The sequence below is a fragment of the Polymorphobacter sp. genome (assembly GCF_048007885.1).
Lineage (GTDB): Bacteria > Pseudomonadota > Alphaproteobacteria > Sphingomonadales > Sphingomonadaceae > Sandarakinorhabdus.
The window spans coordinates 206,534-223,149 of sequence record NZ_CP180346.1 but is presented as its reverse complement, the minus strand read 5'-3'; the positions used below and the strand labels follow the sequence as shown (position 1 = coordinate 223,149).

The window sequence follows — 16,616 nt, the reverse complement described above, 5'->3', positions numbered from 1 at the left end:
CGGCGAGGCACCCTGCCCCGCCGGCCTGCCCTTAATTGCTGCGGCGCTTACTTCTGGGTCTTGAGGTAAGCGATCACGTTGGCGCGGTCCTGCGGCTTCTTGAGGCCGGCGAAGGCCATCTTGGTGCCGGGCATGAACTTCATCGGCGCTTCGAGATATTTGAACAGCGTGGCTTCGTCCCAGGTCACGTTGCTCTCAAGGTTCGCCTTGGAATATTTGAACTTTTCGACCGAGCCAGACTTGCGGCCGACAACGGCGTGGAGCGACGGGCCAACCCGGTTCACGCCCTTGGTGGTGACGTGGCAGGCCTTGCACTGGTTGAACACCTTGGCGCCGGCGGCGGCATCGCCGGCGGGCATCTGGGCGGCGGCGGGGGCGGCGGCAGCAAACATGGCGGCGGCGGCGATCAGGATGGTTTTGTTCATGGTCGTCCCTGCTTGTGAAAGGAAAATCGCTCTTAATCGGCCGGGGATGAATGTGCAATTACGGATTGTGGCGGCGAATTGGCCCAGTTGCGGCGCTTCAGCCCGCCAGAAAGGCGACCAGCGCGCGCACCTTGGCCTGCCGCCATTGCGGCGTGGGGGCGCTGAGCCACCATGCGGCCGCGCTCGGCTGGGGCGGGGCGAGCGGTGTGAGCGCGCCGCTGGCCAGCGCCTGCTCGGCCAGAAGCGCGGGCACAAGAGCCGGGCCGAGGCCGGCCATAGCCGCATCAAGGGCGAGGCCGGCATCGGCCATGAACGGGCCGGGGGCATCGGGATCGAGCGGATGGGCGATGCGCGGGGCATCGGCGGGCATGTCGGGCGGCGCGACGAGGACCAGCTGCTCGGGGCCGAGCGGCTTGCCGTGCACGCCCTCAGCGCTGGGGGCATCGCCGAAATGCAGAGCGAGATCGAGGTTGGCCTCGGTGAAATCGGGCTCGCCGTCGAGGGCGGCGAGGACGAAGCGCAGCTGCGGGGCGTTGCGCGCATAGGCGGCGAGGCGAGTGGTGAGCCATTTGGCGATGAGCGCGCGCGGGGCGGCGATGGTGAGCGTGTTGGAGCCCTGGCCCTGCTGCATGATGCGGATGGCGTCTTCGAACTGGCGGAAGCCTTCGCGCAAGGCCGGCAGCGCACGCTCGGCTTCCGGCGTGAGCTCAAGGCCGCGGGTCTGGCGGCGGAAGAGGATCAGGCCGAGCGTGTCTTCAAGGGCGCGGATCTGCTGGCCGACGGCGGCGGGGGTGACGGCGAGCTCGTCGGCGGCGCGGGTGAAGCTGAGATGGCGGGCGGCGGCATCGAAGACGCGAAGGGCGTTGAGGGGCAGATGGGTGCGTTTCATGAAACCGGTCGGGCGGGCCTCAGGCAGCGCTGGGGGACGGGCTGGGCGGATGGCTGGCGAGTGCGAAGCTGGGGATGGCGACGGCGAAGCAGCCACCTTCGCCCTCGACCGTGTAGCTGCCCGCCATGCTGCCGCTGGGCGTGGGCAACGGACAGCCGGAGATGTAATCGAAGCTGGAGCCTGGCGCGATGTGCGGCTGTTCGCCAACGACGCCCTCCCCCTCGATCTCGCTGACCCGGCCGTCGCCATCGGTGATGACCCAGTGGCGGCGGAGCAGCTGGACGGGCGCTTCCCCGTGATTTTCGACGCGGACGTGGTAGCTCCAGACATAATGGCTGCGCGCCGGGTCGGATTGTTCGGCGAGGAAGCGCGGCGCGACACGCACGGTGATGCCCCTGGTGGTGGCGCTGTGCGTGAAGAAGCCGGGCAGCGCCATGGCTCAGGCGCCGATTCTCGTCAGCGCCTGGCCGAGATCCTCGATCAGGTCATCGGCGTCTTCGAGGCCGACCGAGAGGCGCAACATGCCTTCGGTGATGCCCATTTCGGCGCGCACCTCGGGGCTGACGCTGGCGTGGGTGGTGGTGGCGGGGTGAGTCATCAGGGTGCGACTGTCACCCAGATTGTTGGAAATGTCGATGAGCTGGAGCGCATCGAGCAAGCCGTGTGCGGCCGGCTGGCCGCCACCCAGGTGGAGCGCGATGATGGTGCCGCCGGCGCGCATCTGCTGCATGGCGAGCGCGTGCTGCGGATGGCTGGCGAGGCCGGGATAAAGGGTGCGCGGGACGCGGCTTTCAAGGAAGGTGGCGACTTTCATGGCGTTCTCGCAAGCGCGGGTGACGCGCAAGTCGAGCGTTTCGAGGCTTTTCAGGATGAGCCAGGCATTGAAGGGCGAGAGATTGGGCCCGGTGTGGCGGGCAAAGGCGAGATATGTGTCGTTGATCCACTGTTCCGAGCCGAGCACGGCGCCGGCGAGCACCCTGCCCTGCCCGTCCATCAGCTTGGTGGCGGAATAGGCGACGACATCGGCACCAAAGTCGAGCGGTGACTGGACGATCGGGCTGGCGAAGGCATTGTCGACGACAACGGTGGCGCCGGCATCATGGGCGATATCGGCAACCGCGCGCAGGTCGGTGATGTCGAGGCCGGGGTTGCTTGGGGTTTCGAGGAAGAAGACCTTGGTGTTGGGCCGGCGCGCCCGGGCCCAGGCCTGGGTGTCGCGGCCGTCGACGGTGGTGGTTTCGATGCCGAAGCGCGGCAGGATGCTGTCAACGAGCACACGGCAGGAGCCGAACAGGGCGCGGCCGGCGACGAGGTGATCACCGGTGGAGAGCTGGCACATGAGCGCTGCGGTCATGGCGGCCATGCCGCTGGCGGTGGCGCGGGCGGCCTCGGCGCCTTCGATGAGGGCGAGGCGGCGTTCGAGCATTTCGACGGTGGGGTTTTGCAGGCGGCTGTAGGTCATGCCCGGGCGCTCACCGCGGAAGCGGGCGGCGGCCTCCTCGGCATTGTCATAGGCATAGCCCGAGGTGAGGAACAGCGCCTCGGAGGTTTCCCCGATTTCGGTGCGCATGGTGCCGCCGCGTACCATGCGCGTGGCGGGGCGCCATTTCGATGTGTGGGCGGGGTCTTGTCCGGTCAAGCGTTTCATCGACGAGGAGATAGCCGGGCGGGCGGGCGGGCGCAATCGGCAGTGGGACAGGAATGGGGGGCGCAGGAATGGGCGGGCAGGAATGGCTGGCAGGTCTGTTCAGCCTGGGTTAGGATTCGGGGGCCGATGCTTCTCGGCAATGGATATCCCGAAGGAGGGCAAGATGCCGAAGTTCGCAGCCGGTGTGGTCAAGTTTCAGCGCGACGTATACCCGCGCAACGCCGAGCTGTTCGAGCGATTGGCCAAGGGGCAGTCTCCCGAAGCGCTGTTCATCACCTGCTCCGACTCGCGCATCGAGCTGGGCATGTTAACCCAGAGCGAGCCGGGCGACCTGTTTGTGGTGCGCAACGCCGGCAACATCGTGCCGCCGCATGACACGACGACCGGGGCGACGACGGCGGCGATCGAATTTGCAGTGGGTGCGCTGAAGGTGCCGCATATCGTGATCTGCGGCCATACGGATTGCGGCGCCGCCAAGGGCGCGATGGCACCTGAAAAGCTGGATTCACTGCCGCATGTGCGCGACTGGCTGGTGCATATGCGTGCCGCGATCGACATCACCCGCGAGCTGGGCTCGCATCTGAACGAGCATGACATGATGCTGATGCTGCTTGAGCAGAATGTGCTGCTGCAGATGGCTCATTTGCGCACCCACCCGGCCGTGGCGCTAGCGCTGGCCAAGGGCGTGCTGCAGATCCATGGCTGGGTGTATGACATCGCCGATGGCGAGGTTTATGCTTGGGATGACGATGTAAAGGACTTCCAGCCGGTGAGCCGGCGCTATGCCGCGCAGGTGGCCAAATATCTGGACACCGCGCACGAACATTCGCACGCCCACGCGCACAGCTGACAGCGCTCAGGGGATCGCAATCGCTTCACCGGCGGTGGCGGCAGGCGGCTCATGGCCGCGCACGATGAGCAGGTACATGACCGGCGTGACGATGCGGCTGAGCAGCGTGGATGAGATGAGGCCGCCGATGATGACCCAGGCGAGCGGGCTGTAGAGGCCGGAGCCGGAGAGCGCCAGCGGCAGCAGGCCGCCGACCGCGGTGACCGAGGTGAGCAGGACGGGGAGGAAGCGGACCTCGCCGGCGCGCTCGATGGCGGGGCGGAGATCAAGGCCCTCGCGGCGCAGCTGGGTGGTGAAATCGACAAGCAGGATGCTGTTCTTGATCTCGATGCCGATGAGCGCGACGAAGCCGATGACGGCGGTGTAGCTGATCGAATTGCCGGTGACGAACAGGGCGACGAGGCCGCCGAAGATGCCGAGCGGAATGACACCAGCGACGACCGCGACTTCACGGAAGCGACCAAACTCGATGACCAGCACGCCCAGGATGCCGAACACGGCGATGGCGATGATGGGACCGAGGCCGGAGAAGCTGCGGGCGCGGGCCTCGGCCTCGCCGCCGACGGCGAAGCGGTAGCCTTCGGGCAATTTCACCTCTTCGAGCGCCTTGAATACCTCTTCATTGACCTTGGCAGTGAGGAAGCCGGAAGCGATTTCGGAAGTGATGTAGACGGTGCGCTGCTGACTTTCCCGGCTGATGCGCGGGGGGGCGGAATCGAGGGTGGGCCGCGCGATCTCGCGCAGCGGCACGGCGCCGCCGGCGGCGGGCACATAGACCTGATCGAGCACCGAAACCGGGTGGCGGCCATCGAGCGGCAGCCGGACGACGACATTGTAGCTGTCGCCCTCATTGTCACGGAAGCGGCCGGAGGGTTCGCCGGCGAGTGCCATGCGCAGGATGCGGCGCGGCGTACCGGGGACGACGCCGAGGAGCGCGGCCTTGCCGGAATCAAGGCCGAGTGCCAGGCGTGGCTGATCGGTGGCGATGGGGTTGACGACATCGCGGGTGCCGGGGACCTTGCGCATAAGGGCCTCGGTTTCGGCCGCGAGGCGCTTCAGCACGTCGAGATCGGGGCCGAAGATGCGGACCAGGATGGGCGCGTCGATGGGCGGGCCGTTGACGAAGATCTTGACGACATATTGCGCGTCCGGCCCGGCATCGAGGTGGTTGCGCAGCCGCTCGACAAGGGCGGGGCCTTCGGTCTTGTCCCAATCCTTGAGGACGACGAAGACTTCGCCGAGGTTGGTGCGCTGGTCGAAGCTGCGCTGATTGTAGAAGATCTGCGGATTGCCGCGGCCGATGTTGGTCATCACGGCTTCAACGTCGGGTTCATCCTTGAGGCCGGCCTCGACGTAAGACGCGGCGCGCTCGGTCTGGGTGATGGCCGCCCCTTCGGGCGCGGTGATGGTGACGAGGAAATAGGGGGCGTCGGCGGGCGGGAACAGGCTGGAGCCGAGCAGCGGCACCAGGCCGAAGCCCGAGCCGACGATGGCGGTGGCGATGGCCATGGCGCGCCACGGCTTTTCGAGCGACCAGTGGAGAACGGGGGCATAGAAGCGCTGGATGCCGCCTTGCACCGCCTGGAGGAAGCGGTTGCCCTCCTCCGTTTCGGTGCGCGGCAGGATTCGGCTGGCCAGAAACGGCACGATGGTGAGCGAGACCAGCAGCGAGGCGGCGACCGTGCCGAGCACGGCGATGGGGAGCGAGCGAGTGAACTTGCCGGCGCCTTCGGGCAGGAAAGCGAGCGGCAGGAACGCGAACAGCAGGACGAAGGTGCAGCCCAGCACGGCGACCGCAATTTCGCGCGTGCCGGAAATGGCGGCAGACGTGCGGTCTTCGCCCTCGCGCAGGTGGCGGGCGATATTTTCGGTAACGACGATGCTGTCATCAACGAGCAGGCCGAGCGCGATGATGAAGCCGGAGATGGCGAGCTGGTTGAGGGTGAAGCCGGTGACGCTGAGAACCGCAACACCAATGGCGAGGCTGAGCGGCACCGAGACCATGACGACGATGCTGGCGCGCAGGCCCAAGGGGAGCAGGGTGATGAGGACAAGGGCGAGTGCGATCGAGAAATCGCGCGCCAGCGTGGCGAGCTTGCGGCCGATGTCGAGCGACTGGTCGAAGCCGAGCTCAAGGGTGACATCGGGGGAGCTGGGCGCGAAATTCTTCTGCGGCCGCGAGCGCATCGTTGCGGATATCGAGAACGTTCAGATTGTCTTTCTGGGTGAGTGTGACCCAGATGGCGCGTTGGCCGTTGAAGCGGGTGATGTGGGGCTGTTCCTCATAGCCCCAGTCGACTGCGGCAATGTCGGAGACGCGGACCAGGCTGCCATCGCGGGCGCGGACGGGTTCGTCGCGGATTTCATCGAGGCTGCGGAAAGCGCCGCCAGCCTGCACATTGAGGCGCTGGTCGCCGCTGTGGACGGCGCCGGGGGGGAGGTCGGTGGAGCCCTGGCGCAGCGCATCGGTGACGGCGGTGACGGGGAGGCCGAGTTGCGCCATGCGGCCGAGATCGAGGGCGACGGTGATTTCGGGGGTGGGGATGCCCCAGACCCGGGTTTCGCGCACGCCGGGGACGCGGTTCATGCGCTCGCGCAGGTCCTTGCCCAGCTTTTCGAGGCGGCGGTAGCTGGCGGTTTCGGAGACCAGCGCGAACTGCAGGATGGCGGCCTCGGTGGTGCGGCTGCGGCGGAATTCGAGGCGCTGGAGGGCAGAGGGGAGCTGGGAGCGGATGGCATTCACCTCGCGCACCACCTCGTCATATTTCTTCTCGGGATCATCCTCCCAGCTGAATTCTGCGGTGATGACCGACGAGCTGTCGGTGCTGCGGGACTGGACCTTGACGATGCCATCGACGCCCTGGAGCACATCCTCGATGGGCTTGGCGATGGTGGTTTCCATGTCGGACGGCTCGGCGCCCGGCACGGTGGCGACGACGATGATGAAGGGCGAGGGGAAATGCGGATCGACCGAGCGGGGGATGGAGAGGAAGGAGGAGATGCCGATGGCGACCAGCAGCGCGAAGGTGACCAGCGTGATCTGCCAGCGCTGGATGGCATAGTTGATGATGTTCATGATGGGCGCGGCTCAGGCGCTGGGGCTGACGGCCATGCCGTCACGCAGGCGATCGGGGCCGGAGGTGACCACCTGTTCACCGGGCTCGAGACCGGCGGTGACGATGACCTCATCATCTTCTGGCGGGCCGATGGCGACCTGGCGGAGGCGGACGACGCCGGCCTTGCTGTCATGAACATAGACAAACGCCTCGCCGGCGCGGGCGCTGAACAGGGCGGTAGCGGGCACGGCGAGCGCGCCGCCCGTCGCGGCCTCGTCGGGCAGCGCCAGACGGGCCTCGCCGATGAGGCCGGAGCGCAGGCCGGGATGAGCCGGGAGCGCCAACTCGACGCGGAAGGTGCCGGTGGCCTCATCACCGCGGGCGCCGATCTCGGAGACCGTGGCCGCGAGTGGGGCGGCGGACAGGGCGTCGATCAGCACGCGGGCGGGCTGGCCAAGGCGCAACCGGGGCAGGTCGGCATCGGCGACGGGGAGTTGAAGGACATGGCCGCTGTCGGTCTCGCCCAGCACCAGCACGGTCTGGCCGGGCTGGACGATCTGGCCGGGCTCGAGCGGGCGGCGCAGGATGGTGCCGGACGAGGGCGCGCGGATGATGCCGAGCCCCTGATCGAAGCGTGACTGGCGGACGCGGGCGCGGGCGGCATCGAGGGTGGCGCGGGCCGTCTCGACACGCGGCGCGGTCACCCAGCCCTGAGCGAAGAGGCCCTGCAGGCGGGTATAGTCGGATTCAGCGCGGGCCAGTTCGGCTTCGGCGGTGGCCGTGGCGGCGGCAAGGCTGGTAAGGTCGAGCCGGGCGAGGACATCACCCTTCTTGACCATATCGCCCTCGCGCACGGCGATGACGGCGATGCGGCCGGGCGCATTGAAGCCGAGAGCTGTTTCGCGCTTGAGGCGGACAATGCCGCTGATCACCAGCTGATGCTCGCTCGCAGCCGGGCGGGCAGCGGCCAGCGTCACCGGCAAGGCGGCACTGGTGGCGGCCGGCGGGGGCGCCTCTTCCGGGCCGCCGCAGGCCGCCAGCGCGAACATGGGCAGGGCGGCGAGGCCAAGCTGACAAATGGTGGTGAGACGCATGCAACCCCCGACCGGTCCCTGACAATGAGGCTAGTTTTGACCGTGACTCATATTGCCGGGAACGGACGGGGACTGGCAAGCAGTTTTTGAGCGTTGCTCAACTTGCCGCATTGACCATGTTACAATGTCAACCAAAGCTTGACGTTCTTATATTAATCAACAATGGTGAGAACATTAACGACGAAGGGGCGCGACACGGTGGAGGGACCGCAGTTGCTGACTTCGCCGGGGTCGCTGTGGCTGGGGTCGAGGGTTTCGACGCCGGCCAGTTCGATATCGGCGACAATATGACCGGGGATGCGAAATTCCCAGTCCGGCAGGCGCGCGGACAGTGCGACGAGCGCTTCGGCGATGCTGCCGGGCGCCCCATCCAGACGCAGATCGAAAATATGGCGCGCGCCGATAAAGGTGACGCTGGCCCAGTCAAGGGTCCGGATTTCCTCGACAATGAGAATTGGTTTTTCCCTATCGCTGGCGTCAAGCCCGGCGGCGGCGGCGATGCCGCGCAGGACGGCGGATTCGATGGCGGATTTGAACGGGCGCATCAGTTGGTTCCTTTGCAAGAGGGGTTGGTGCTCACGGATGTCTGGCCGGTCGCGACCGGATTCCTGGTCTCTGAGGCGGCGATGAAGGCCTTGACGCGAGCCACGGTGGCGGGGCGCGGTTCGCGACCATTGCGAAGATCGAAGACGAGGCGCGGATCACCGGCGGCCTGTCGCCCGAAACGGGAGGGAGGAATGGCGCGTTGGCGCAGATGCCGCTCCACAATCGTCAACAAACTCATTGCCGCCACTCCCTTCACCATAAGAACCTACGGAAATCCTGCCGATTCGGCGCTGTTAACGTTTTATCGCGGGCGTTTTCCTACTAGTCTAGGTAAAAACCTATGGTAAAGTCGGATTATCGCGGACCGGGAGAGGAGGTTCCGCAGCCTATGGACAGTATCGCCATCCGCAAGCGGTTGGACGAGCTGATCAGTGCGCGTGGAGAGGACTATGCTTCGCTTTCGCGCCTGCTTGGCCGAAATCCGACCTATATTCAGCAGTTTGTAAAGCGCGGTGTGCCGCGCCGCCTGTCCGAGACGGACCGGCGGGTTTTGGCGCGGCACTTCGGCATTGCCGAACGGCTGCTCGGTGCGCCGGTCGAGGATGGCACGCGCGCGGTGATGGCGCGGCCGGGACTCGTGCAGCGCGGCGAGGATTATGTGCTGATTCCCCAGCTGTCCGTGGGGGCCTCGGCGGGTGACGGGTCGGAAGCCGGCGACGAAACGCCGCTTGCTGTGCTGGCCTTCAAGGCCAATTGGGTCCGCGAGATTGCCAGCGGCCGTCCGGATGCACTGACCGTGATCGGCGTGCAGGGCGATTCGATGCTGCCGACGCTTGCTGATGGAGACCAGATCCTTGTCGACACCGCCGACCGCGAGCGGCTGCGCGACGGCATCTATGTGTTGCGTACCGACGATGCGCTGCTGGTAAAGCGGCTATCGGTGAACCCGGCAACGCGGCGGCTGACCATAAGGTCGGACAATGACGCCTATCCAAGCTGGGATGACCTTGATCCGGCGGGCGTGCAGGTGATCGGGCGGGTGGTCTGGGTGGGGCGGCGGCTGAACTGAAGGCGCTGCCTAGCGGCGGCTGTCGCGCACGGTCCAGATGATGGCGGCAAGGACGCCGATGACGCCGCCGGCGATGAGGCCGGCGGACACCTGGCCGAGAAGCAGGCCAACGACCGGCCCCAGGATGAGACCGGCGGCGATGAGACAACCGCCGCCGCTGCTGGTGTTTCTGTTGGGGGTTGGCGTGCCGGGCATGGGCTGGCCTTTGCCACGGTCCGCTGGCCAATACCATCGCAGATGACGGGCGGTTGGTCGCAGGCCTGTCTTGGCCAGACGGGCTTTGCTTTGCGCGGCCCCAGTGCTGCGCTAACAAGGCGCGTGTCATCATTTCTTCATTGGACGCGACTGGTCGGGCTTGGCTGCGCAGCCGGGCTGGCCTTTGCCGGACGCGCACAGGAGGTGACCCCACCGCTGGCGGAGAGCGACTATGAAATCCTGCTCGACGAGGACGGGGTGCCGCTGCCCTGGCCCGAGCTGCCGGCCCAGAATGGTACAACGAGCGCGGCCGACCTTGGCGACCTGCGCTACGATGTGACCTTCAGCGGGCTTGATGAATTGGGGCTGTCGGAGCAGTTCAAGGGGCTTTCGGCGCTTTGGACCGGGCGCGGCAAGCCGGCCAATCTGGCGCAGATCAGGCGGCGAACCGCCGATGACCGGCAGCTGATCGATACGCTGCTGCGCTCGGCGGGCCATTATGGCGGGCGGATCGAGAGCGAGATCATCGCCTCGGTGCGCCCCGACGAGGCGACGCGGGTGCGCTTCGAGGTGGCGCCGGGGCCGCTTTATCGCTTCGAGAAGATTCTCGTGCGGGCGCCGGCCGAGAGCAGCAGCAACGCACCGGTTGACCTGGCCGAGCAGCTTCTGGGCATTGCGCCGGGCGACCCCATTTTGGCGGCGCAGGTGGTGGCGCTGGAGGACCGGCTGGCCGAGCGGCTGGCCGATGCGGGCTACCCCTTCCCCACCATCGGGCCACCGGAGATCGTGATTGATCATGCGCGACGAGCGGGCGAGCTGGCGCAGCGGGTCGATGCCGGGCCACAGGGCGTTTTTGGCGCAACGCGGATCGAGGGCGAAACGCAGGGCTTCACCAAGAAGCACATGGCGATTCTGGCGCGCTACAAGCCGGGCGAACCATACACGGGCGCGAACCGGGAGGACCTGCGCCAGGCGCTGGTGCAGACCGGGCTTTTCGGGGCCGTGGCGGTGCGCCCTGTGCTGGCGGGCGAGCCCAAGGCGGATGGCACGCAGACGGTGGACATGGTGGCCAGGGTCGAGGCGGCGCCGCCGCGCACGGTTTCGGCAACGGGGGGCTATTATACCGGGCAAGGGCTGCGGCTGGCGGGCAGCTGGTCACACCGCAACCTGTTTCCGCCCGAAGGCTCATTGACGGGGCGCGTGGTGGCGGCGCAGCGCGAACAGCTTTTGAGCGGCGAATACCGGCGGCGAAATTTCAGGTCACGCGACCAGACGCTGAGCGTGCTCGCTTCGCTTTCGACCGAACAGCAGCTTGGCTATTCGGCCCGCACGGTTCAGCTTGGCGCGGGCGTGGTCCGCGAATCCAACCTGCTCTGGCAAAAGCCCATGACCTTTTCGCTGGGTGTTCAGGCGATCGCGACGAATCAGACCGACCGCTCGCTGTTGCGCCTGCTCGAAGACGGCGATGCCACCTTCTTCATTCTGGCCGTGCCGGGATCGGTGACGTTTGACAACTCTGACGACCTGCTCAATCCCTCCTCTGGATTTCGCGTGACGGCGCGTGCCAGCCCGGAGTTCACACTGCGCGACGGCACCAATTTCAACTATGTGAAGCTGCAACTGGAAGGCACCTATTACAAGCCGGTTGGCAACTCGGTGGTGGTGGCCGGCCGGCTGCACATGGGCAGCATTGCGGGGGCAACCCGGGGGCGGGTGGCGCCTTCGCGGCGCTTCTATGCAGGTGGCGGTGGCTCGGTGCGCGGCTTCAACTTTCAGGGCGTTGGGCCGCAGGACCTTGAGGGCCGGCCGACCGGCGGCAACAGCCTGACCGAAGCGAGCATCGAGACGCGCTACCGGTTCAAGGCCTTTGGCAGCGATCTGGGCGTCGCGGCCTTTGTCGATGCCGGGCAGGTCTATACGGGCACGGTGCCGAGCTTCGATTCCCTGCGTGTCGGGGCCGGCGTCGGGGTCAGATACTATACCGCCTTCGGGCCGGTGCGTGTCGATGTGGCGACGCCGGTGACACGGCGCGAGGGCGACCCGAGGATCGCCTTTTACGTGTCGATCGGGCAGGCCTTCTGATGAGCGACACCGCCCCTGCCCCCAATCCATGGCCGCGCCGGCTGTTGCGGGCGCTGGCGACGGCGGTGCTGGTGCTGGTATTGGGCCTCGGCGCGCTCCTTGCCGGGCTGGAGACACAGGCCGGGCGCGACCAGCTGGTGAAACTGTTGCCGCGGTTGACGCTGGAATCGGGGCTGGGGGTGCGGATTGCGCGGATCACGGGTTCGCTGTGGCGAAACCCGGTGATCGAGGGGCTGGCGCTGACCGACCCTTCCGGCGTTTTTGCGGAGGCCGACCGGGTCCGGCTCGACTGGCGGCCGCTGCGCTTTATCACCGGTGACGGCCTCGAAATCCGCAGCCTGGTTTCGGACGAGGTGCGGCTGGCGCGGCTGCCGACCCTGAAGCCGACGCAGAGCGACCGTCTGCTGCCCGATTTCGACATTGCCATCAGCACGGTGGCGATTGACCGGCTGAAGATTGGCGCGGCGGTGGCGGGCGGGCCGCAGCTGATGCGGTTGCGCGGCAGCGCCGACATTGCCGATGCACGGGCCAAGCTGGGGTTGGCGCTGGACACGCTCGATGCCGAACGCGGCGGCGGCGACCGGCTGCGGCTGACGCTGGACGCCGAGCCCGAGCGCGACCGGCTGGAGCTGAGTGCGACACTGGACGCGCCCGAGGGCGGTGTCATTCTGGGCTTGCTCGGGCTGGAGACGCCGCTGACCCTGCGGCTGGGCGGCCAGGGCAGCTGGGCGCGCTGGGCAGGCAAGCTGAGCGGCACGGCGGCAGACGAGCAGCTCGCGGATGTTTCGATCAGCGCTGATAACGGCCGCTTTGCTGCCCGCGGCATGGTGGCGCCGGCGCTTCTGCTGGACAGCGCGGCAGCGGCGGGCGCGCTGGGCCCGGCGTTGCAGCTGGTGGCGCGCGTCGACCTGACGGGCGAGACAAAGCAGGCGCGGCTGCGGTTAAGTGGGCCGGCGCTCGAGCTTGTGGCGCGCGGCGGGCTGGGCGCGGACGAAGCCGTGGAGGGACTGCTCTCGGTGCGGCTGTTGCGGCCGGGTGCGGTGTTCGAGAAGTTGAGCGGAGATGACATCGTTCTGCGCGCAAGGCTGGCCGGTCGGGTTGGTGCGCCGCTGATGGACTGGCTGCTGACCGCGGATGCGCTGGCCTGGGGCGAGACGGGGCTGACCGGGGTGCGAGCGGCGGGGCTGCTGCGCAGCGAGCCGGGAGAGGCAGAGGGGGCGCGCGGGCTGTTGGTGCCGCTGCGGCTGCGTGTGGCGCAGGTGTCGGGCGTGAACGAGGTGGCCGCGCCGTTGCTGCGTGACCTGCGCGGCGAGGGGACGTTGCGGATTTTGGGTGGGGAGTTGACTGGCCAGCAGCTGCGGCTGCGGGGGCGTCGCCTTGAGGGGACGGTGGATGCGCGCTGGCGCTTTGCTGATGGCGACTGGCGACTGGGCGCGGATTTGCAGGGGCAAGGCATCGTGCTGGCCGGGCTGGGCGTGGCGCAGGGGCGCGCGACGCTGAGCGTGGTGCCAGCCGGCGAGGGGGCGCGCACGGCCGGCAATGTGCGGCTGCGCATGACGGCGATGGAGAGCGAGGCTGTGCTCGGCGCGCTCGATGGTCTGCCCACGCTCGATGCGCGCTTTGTGCTGGCGCCGGATCTGGCGCTGCGGCTCGACGGTCTGCGGCTGGCAGCGCCGGCGGTGACGGTGGCAGGGCGCGCGGCGCTGGGCGCTGGTGGCGCGCTGGACGCGGCGCTTTCGGGGGACCTGCGCGATTATGGACCGCTCAGCGTGACCGTCTCGGGCGACAGCGCCGCACCCGGAATTCAACTGGCGCTGGCTGAGCCGGGGCTTGGCATCGGCCTGAATGCGGTTTCTGCCGCGATCAGGCGTAGTGAAGCGGGCTGGTCGGTGGTGGCGAGCGGGGCGAGTTCGCTCGGGCCGCTGAATGTCCGCGGCGAGGTGCTGACGCCGGCCGAGGGGCCGACGACGCTCGTGCTGGAGACGGCGGACGCGCTGGGCCTGCGCGCCAGCGGCACGGCACGGACAAGCCCGGCGGGACCGCTGCTCGGCGACTTTGCGGTGACGGGCGACGGGCTTGTCGGGCGGTTGACGCTGGCGGATGCGGGCGGGGTGCAGGGCCTGACGCTGAGCGCGAGCGCGGACGCGGCGACCCTGCCCACCGCCACGCCAATCCTGATCGAACAGGGCACGCTTCGGGCGCAGCTGCGGCTGGCGGAGGGCGGACTGGAGGGCGAAGGCAGTTTCGATTTCAAGGGGCTGGAGCGCGACGAGGTGATGCTGGACGAAGGCAATGGCAGCTTGCGCTATGCCGGGGGCGAGGGGCGGGTGCGGCTGCATGCGAGCGGCGAGAGCGGGGCGCCGTTCAGCGTGGACAGCGATGTCTTGCTGGCCAAGGGCTTGATCGAAGTCACGGGCAAGGGACGGCTGGGAACGCAGGCGATCACCCTGTCGGAGCCGGCGCGCTTTGTGCACGAGGGCGATGACTGGGCGCTGGCCCCGGTCAAGCTGATGGCGGGCGAGGGCAGCGCCAGCTTTTCGGGGCGCTACGGCGAGGTGTTCCGGCTGCGGGCCGAGCTGGCCGGGCTGCCGCTGCGGCTGCTGTCGGTCGTGGAGCCGAGCTGGGACTTTGGCGGGGAGCTTTCGGGCCTTGCCAATTTGCGGGTGGACAAGGGCGGCACACCGCGCGGCAGCCTTGACCTGAGCATGGCCGGGCTGACGCGCAACGGGGCGGCGGCATCGTCTCTGCCGATCAATGTCGGACTGACGGCCGAGCTGGGCTTTGGCGGCACGGTGGCGCGGTTGCTGATCAAGCGCGGCGGCAAGGTCGAGGGGCGCGCGCAGGTCGAAATTGGCGCACTTCTGGGCGAGGAGAGCTTCATTGAGCGGCTGTACGCGGCTTCGGTGGCAGGCAAGCTGGCCTTTGACGGGCCGGCGCAGGCGCTTTGGGGGCTGGGCGGCAATGATGCCGTGCTGGTGGGCGGGCCAGTGAAGCTGGCAGCACAGCTTTCGGGCACGGTGGGCGAGCCGGTGCTGGATGGGCGGATGACGATGCGCGGCGGGCGGCTGGAGGCGGGGCTGCTGGGCACGGTGGTGGAGGAGGCGTCGCTCGACAGCCGCTTTGTCGGCTCGACGCTGGAGCTGACGCGCTTTTCGGGGCGGGCGGGGCGTGACGGGAGGATTTCAGGCGGTGGGCAGGTGAGCCTTTCGGCTGAACGCGGCTTTCCGATGGATATCCGCCTCGAGCTCGACAAGGCGCGGATGCTCGACCGCGATGATTTCGATGGCACGGGCTCGGGCACGCTACGGATTGCGACTGACGAATATGGCGGCGTTGTCTCGGGCAAGATCAGTGTCGACCGGGCGGCGTTCCGCATTGGCCGGGCGACGGCGGCCGAAGTGCCGGTGTTGAACGTGACCGAGCGCAATGTGCGCGTGCTGGGGCGGCCGCGCTTCACCTATGTGCCCGAGACACGCTGGCTGCTTGACCTTGATGTGAACGCCGACCGGCGGATGTTCGTGAGCGGGCTGGGGATCGATTCGGAATGGCAGGCCGACCTGCAGATCAAGGGCGGCGCCTATACGCCCGAGCTGTTTGGCCGGGTGCAGCTGGTGCGCGGCGACTATGATTTTGCCGGGCGGCGCTTTCAGCTGACGCGGGGCGATGTGCGTTTTCAGGGCGGCTACCCGCCCGATCCGCTGATCGACCTGAGTGCGGAGAGCAGCAACAGCGGCTTTACCGCGCTGCTGGCAATCAATGGCACGGCGAACCGGCCGGCGATCGCCTTCAGCTCGGTGCCGGCGCTGCCGCAGGACGAAGTGCTGAGCCGGCTGCTGTTTGGCGACTCGGTGACCAATTTGTCCGCGCCCGAAGCGGTGCAGCTGGCTGGCGCGCTGGCGACGCTGCAGGGTGGCGGCGGCTTCAACCCGATCAATGCCGTGCGCTCCGGGCTGGGCATCGACCGGCTGCGCATCCTGCCCGCCGACCAGCAGATGGGACGCGGCACGGCGGTGGCCGCCGGCCAGTATATCGGGCGGGATGTCTATGTGGAGATGGCCACCGACGCCCAGGGCTACACCGCGACCAATATCGAGGTTTCGATCACAAGGTCGCTTTCGCTGCTGAGCCAGGTGGCGACGCTTGGCGGGACGGGCGGCGGCGTGCGCTGGCAGCGCGATTATTGAGCGGGTTTCGCCGCGCCCGTGAGCGCGCTGGCGGTGATATCCTCGAGGCCGAGGCTTTTGAGGAACAGCGCGCCTTCGATGAAGACGAGGAGCTGGGCGGCTTCCCGGCTGCGGATTGCCGGGCTGGCGCTGAGCAGCTGGGCTTTACCCCAGGCGAGGAAGCCGCGGCCGATGCGGGCGCCGACCTCGGTGAGCAGCGGATCCCCGCGCGCGGCGCCTGCGGCGACTTCGAGCCAGATGCGCATATAGGGCCAGACCGCCTCGCTGGAGAGCGATTCGAGCAGCGTGGCGCGAAGGGCGGCAAAGGGCTGGGGTGCGCCTGTGGCCCCGGCCAACATGGCGGTGAGCCGGACGGCGATGGTTTCGAGAATGGCAGCGATGAGATCGGACTTGTCGGTGAAATAATAGAGCAGCATCCGGTCTGAGGTGCCGGCCGCCTTGGCCAGCGGGCGCAGGCTGGCGCTGGCCAAGCCATGGGCGAGCACATGATCGGCAAGGGCTTCGAGAAGGGCGGCGCGACGATCGATCGACATGATCGCATGTTAGGGGCTGCCCGCGGCCAGAACCAGCGAGATGCT

The 16,616-nt window shown here is 67.8% G+C and carries 13 protein-coding genes and 1 pseudogene; 4 read left to right on the top strand and 10 right to left on the bottom strand.

All coding sequences use genetic code 11. The features are described from left to right. Positions 1 to 47: 47 nt before the first annotated feature. From ACMVO5_RS01045 to metZ, 4 genes are all read right to left on the bottom strand, one after another. Positions 48 to 425 (bottom strand): c-type cytochrome, encoded by a 378-nt coding sequence (locus tag ACMVO5_RS01045; RefSeq protein WP_416908241.1) that lies wholly within the window; start codon positions 423 to 425, stop codon positions 48 to 50. Positions 426 to 522: 97 nt separating this feature from the next. Then, a complete protein-coding gene (locus ACMVO5_RS01040) occupies positions 523 to 1,314 on the bottom strand; it encodes a LysR family transcriptional regulator (RefSeq protein ID WP_416908240.1) in 792 nt (263 codons plus the stop codon). Between the two features lie 19 nt (positions 1,315 to 1,333). Then, complete coding sequence (apaG, locus tag ACMVO5_RS01035) at positions 1,334 to 1,750, bottom strand: Co2+/Mg2+ efflux protein ApaG (protein ID WP_416908239.1); 417 nt, start codon at positions 1,748 to 1,750, stop codon at positions 1,334 to 1,336. Between the two features lie 3 nt (positions 1,751 to 1,753). Then, positions 1,754 to 2,962, bottom strand: a complete 1,209-nt coding sequence (gene metZ / locus ACMVO5_RS01030) for an O-succinylhomoserine sulfhydrylase (protein WP_416908238.1) — start codon at positions 2,960 to 2,962, stop codon at positions 1,754 to 1,756. A 163-nt stretch (positions 2,963 to 3,125) separates the two neighbouring features. On the opposite strand from metZ, the gene ACMVO5_RS01025 reads away from it, so the two are divergent. Continuing rightward, entirely contained in the window at positions 3,126 to 3,812 is a 687-nt protein-coding gene (locus ACMVO5_RS01025; protein WP_416908237.1) for a carbonic anhydrase, read from the top strand. Between the two features lie 6 nt (positions 3,813 to 3,818). Here ACMVO5_RS01025 and ACMVO5_RS01020 read toward each other — a convergent pair. From ACMVO5_RS01020 to ACMVO5_RS01005, 4 genes and pseudogenes are all read right to left on the bottom strand, one after another. Then, positions 3,819 to 6,888: pseudogene (locus ACMVO5_RS01020) on the bottom strand (efflux RND transporter permease subunit). 12 nt (positions 6,889 to 6,900) lie between these two features. Continuing rightward, positions 6,901 to 7,962, bottom strand: coding sequence for an efflux RND transporter periplasmic adaptor subunit (locus tag ACMVO5_RS01015; RefSeq protein WP_416908236.1), 1,062 nt, complete (start codon positions 7,960 to 7,962; stop codon positions 6,901 to 6,903). Positions 7,963 to 8,114: 152 nt separating this feature from the next. After that, complete coding sequence (locus ACMVO5_RS01010; protein ID WP_416908235.1) at positions 8,115 to 8,507, bottom strand: hypothetical protein; 393 nt, start codon at positions 8,505 to 8,507, stop codon at positions 8,115 to 8,117. Next, positions 8,507 to 8,746: a hypothetical protein gene (locus ACMVO5_RS01005; RefSeq protein WP_416908234.1), complete on the bottom strand. Its 240-nt coding sequence runs from the start codon at positions 8,744 to 8,746 to the stop codon at positions 8,507 to 8,509. The genes ACMVO5_RS01010 and ACMVO5_RS01005 overlap by 1 nt, the downstream gene beginning before the upstream one ends. A gap of 150 nt (positions 8,747 to 8,896) precedes the next feature. Between ACMVO5_RS01005 and ACMVO5_RS01000 the strand changes: the two genes are divergently transcribed. Continuing rightward, the gene (locus ACMVO5_RS01000; RefSeq protein ID WP_416908233.1) at positions 8,897 to 9,577 is read left to right on the top strand and encodes a S24 family peptidase; all 681 of its coding nucleotides are present in this window, start codon (positions 8,897 to 8,899) and stop codon (positions 9,575 to 9,577) included. A 9-nt stretch (positions 9,578 to 9,586) separates the two neighbouring features. On the opposite strand, the gene ACMVO5_RS00995 is transcribed toward ACMVO5_RS01000, so the two are convergent. Further along, complete coding sequence (locus ACMVO5_RS00995; protein ID WP_416908232.1) at positions 9,587 to 9,772, bottom strand: hypothetical protein; 186 nt, start codon at positions 9,770 to 9,772, stop codon at positions 9,587 to 9,589. Between the two features lie 123 nt (positions 9,773 to 9,895). Here ACMVO5_RS00995 and ACMVO5_RS00990 point away from each other — a divergent pair, with 123 nt between their 5' ends. Both ACMVO5_RS00990 and ACMVO5_RS00985 read left to right on the top strand, forming a co-directional pair. Then, the gene (locus tag ACMVO5_RS00990; protein WP_416908231.1) at positions 9,896 to 11,854 is read left to right on the top strand and encodes an autotransporter assembly complex protein TamA; all 1,959 of its coding nucleotides are present in this window, start codon (positions 9,896 to 9,898) and stop codon (positions 11,852 to 11,854) included. Further along, the gene (locus ACMVO5_RS00985) at positions 11,854 to 16,038 is read left to right on the top strand and encodes a translocation/assembly module TamB domain-containing protein (protein ID WP_416908230.1); all 4,185 of its coding nucleotides are present in this window, start codon (positions 11,854 to 11,856) and stop codon (positions 16,036 to 16,038) included. The genes ACMVO5_RS00990 and ACMVO5_RS00985 overlap by 1 nt, the downstream gene beginning before the upstream one ends. On the opposite strand, the gene ACMVO5_RS00980 is transcribed toward ACMVO5_RS00985, so the two are convergent. After that, positions 16,032 to 16,571 carry a TetR/AcrR family transcriptional regulator gene (locus ACMVO5_RS00980; RefSeq protein ID WP_416908229.1) on the bottom strand — a complete coding sequence of 180 codons (540 nt, stop codon included), beginning with the start codon at positions 16,569 to 16,571 and terminating at the stop codon, positions 16,032 to 16,034. The two genes, ACMVO5_RS00985 and ACMVO5_RS00980, sit on opposite strands and share 7 nt — an antisense overlap. Positions 16,572 to 16,616 lie beyond the last annotated feature (45 nt).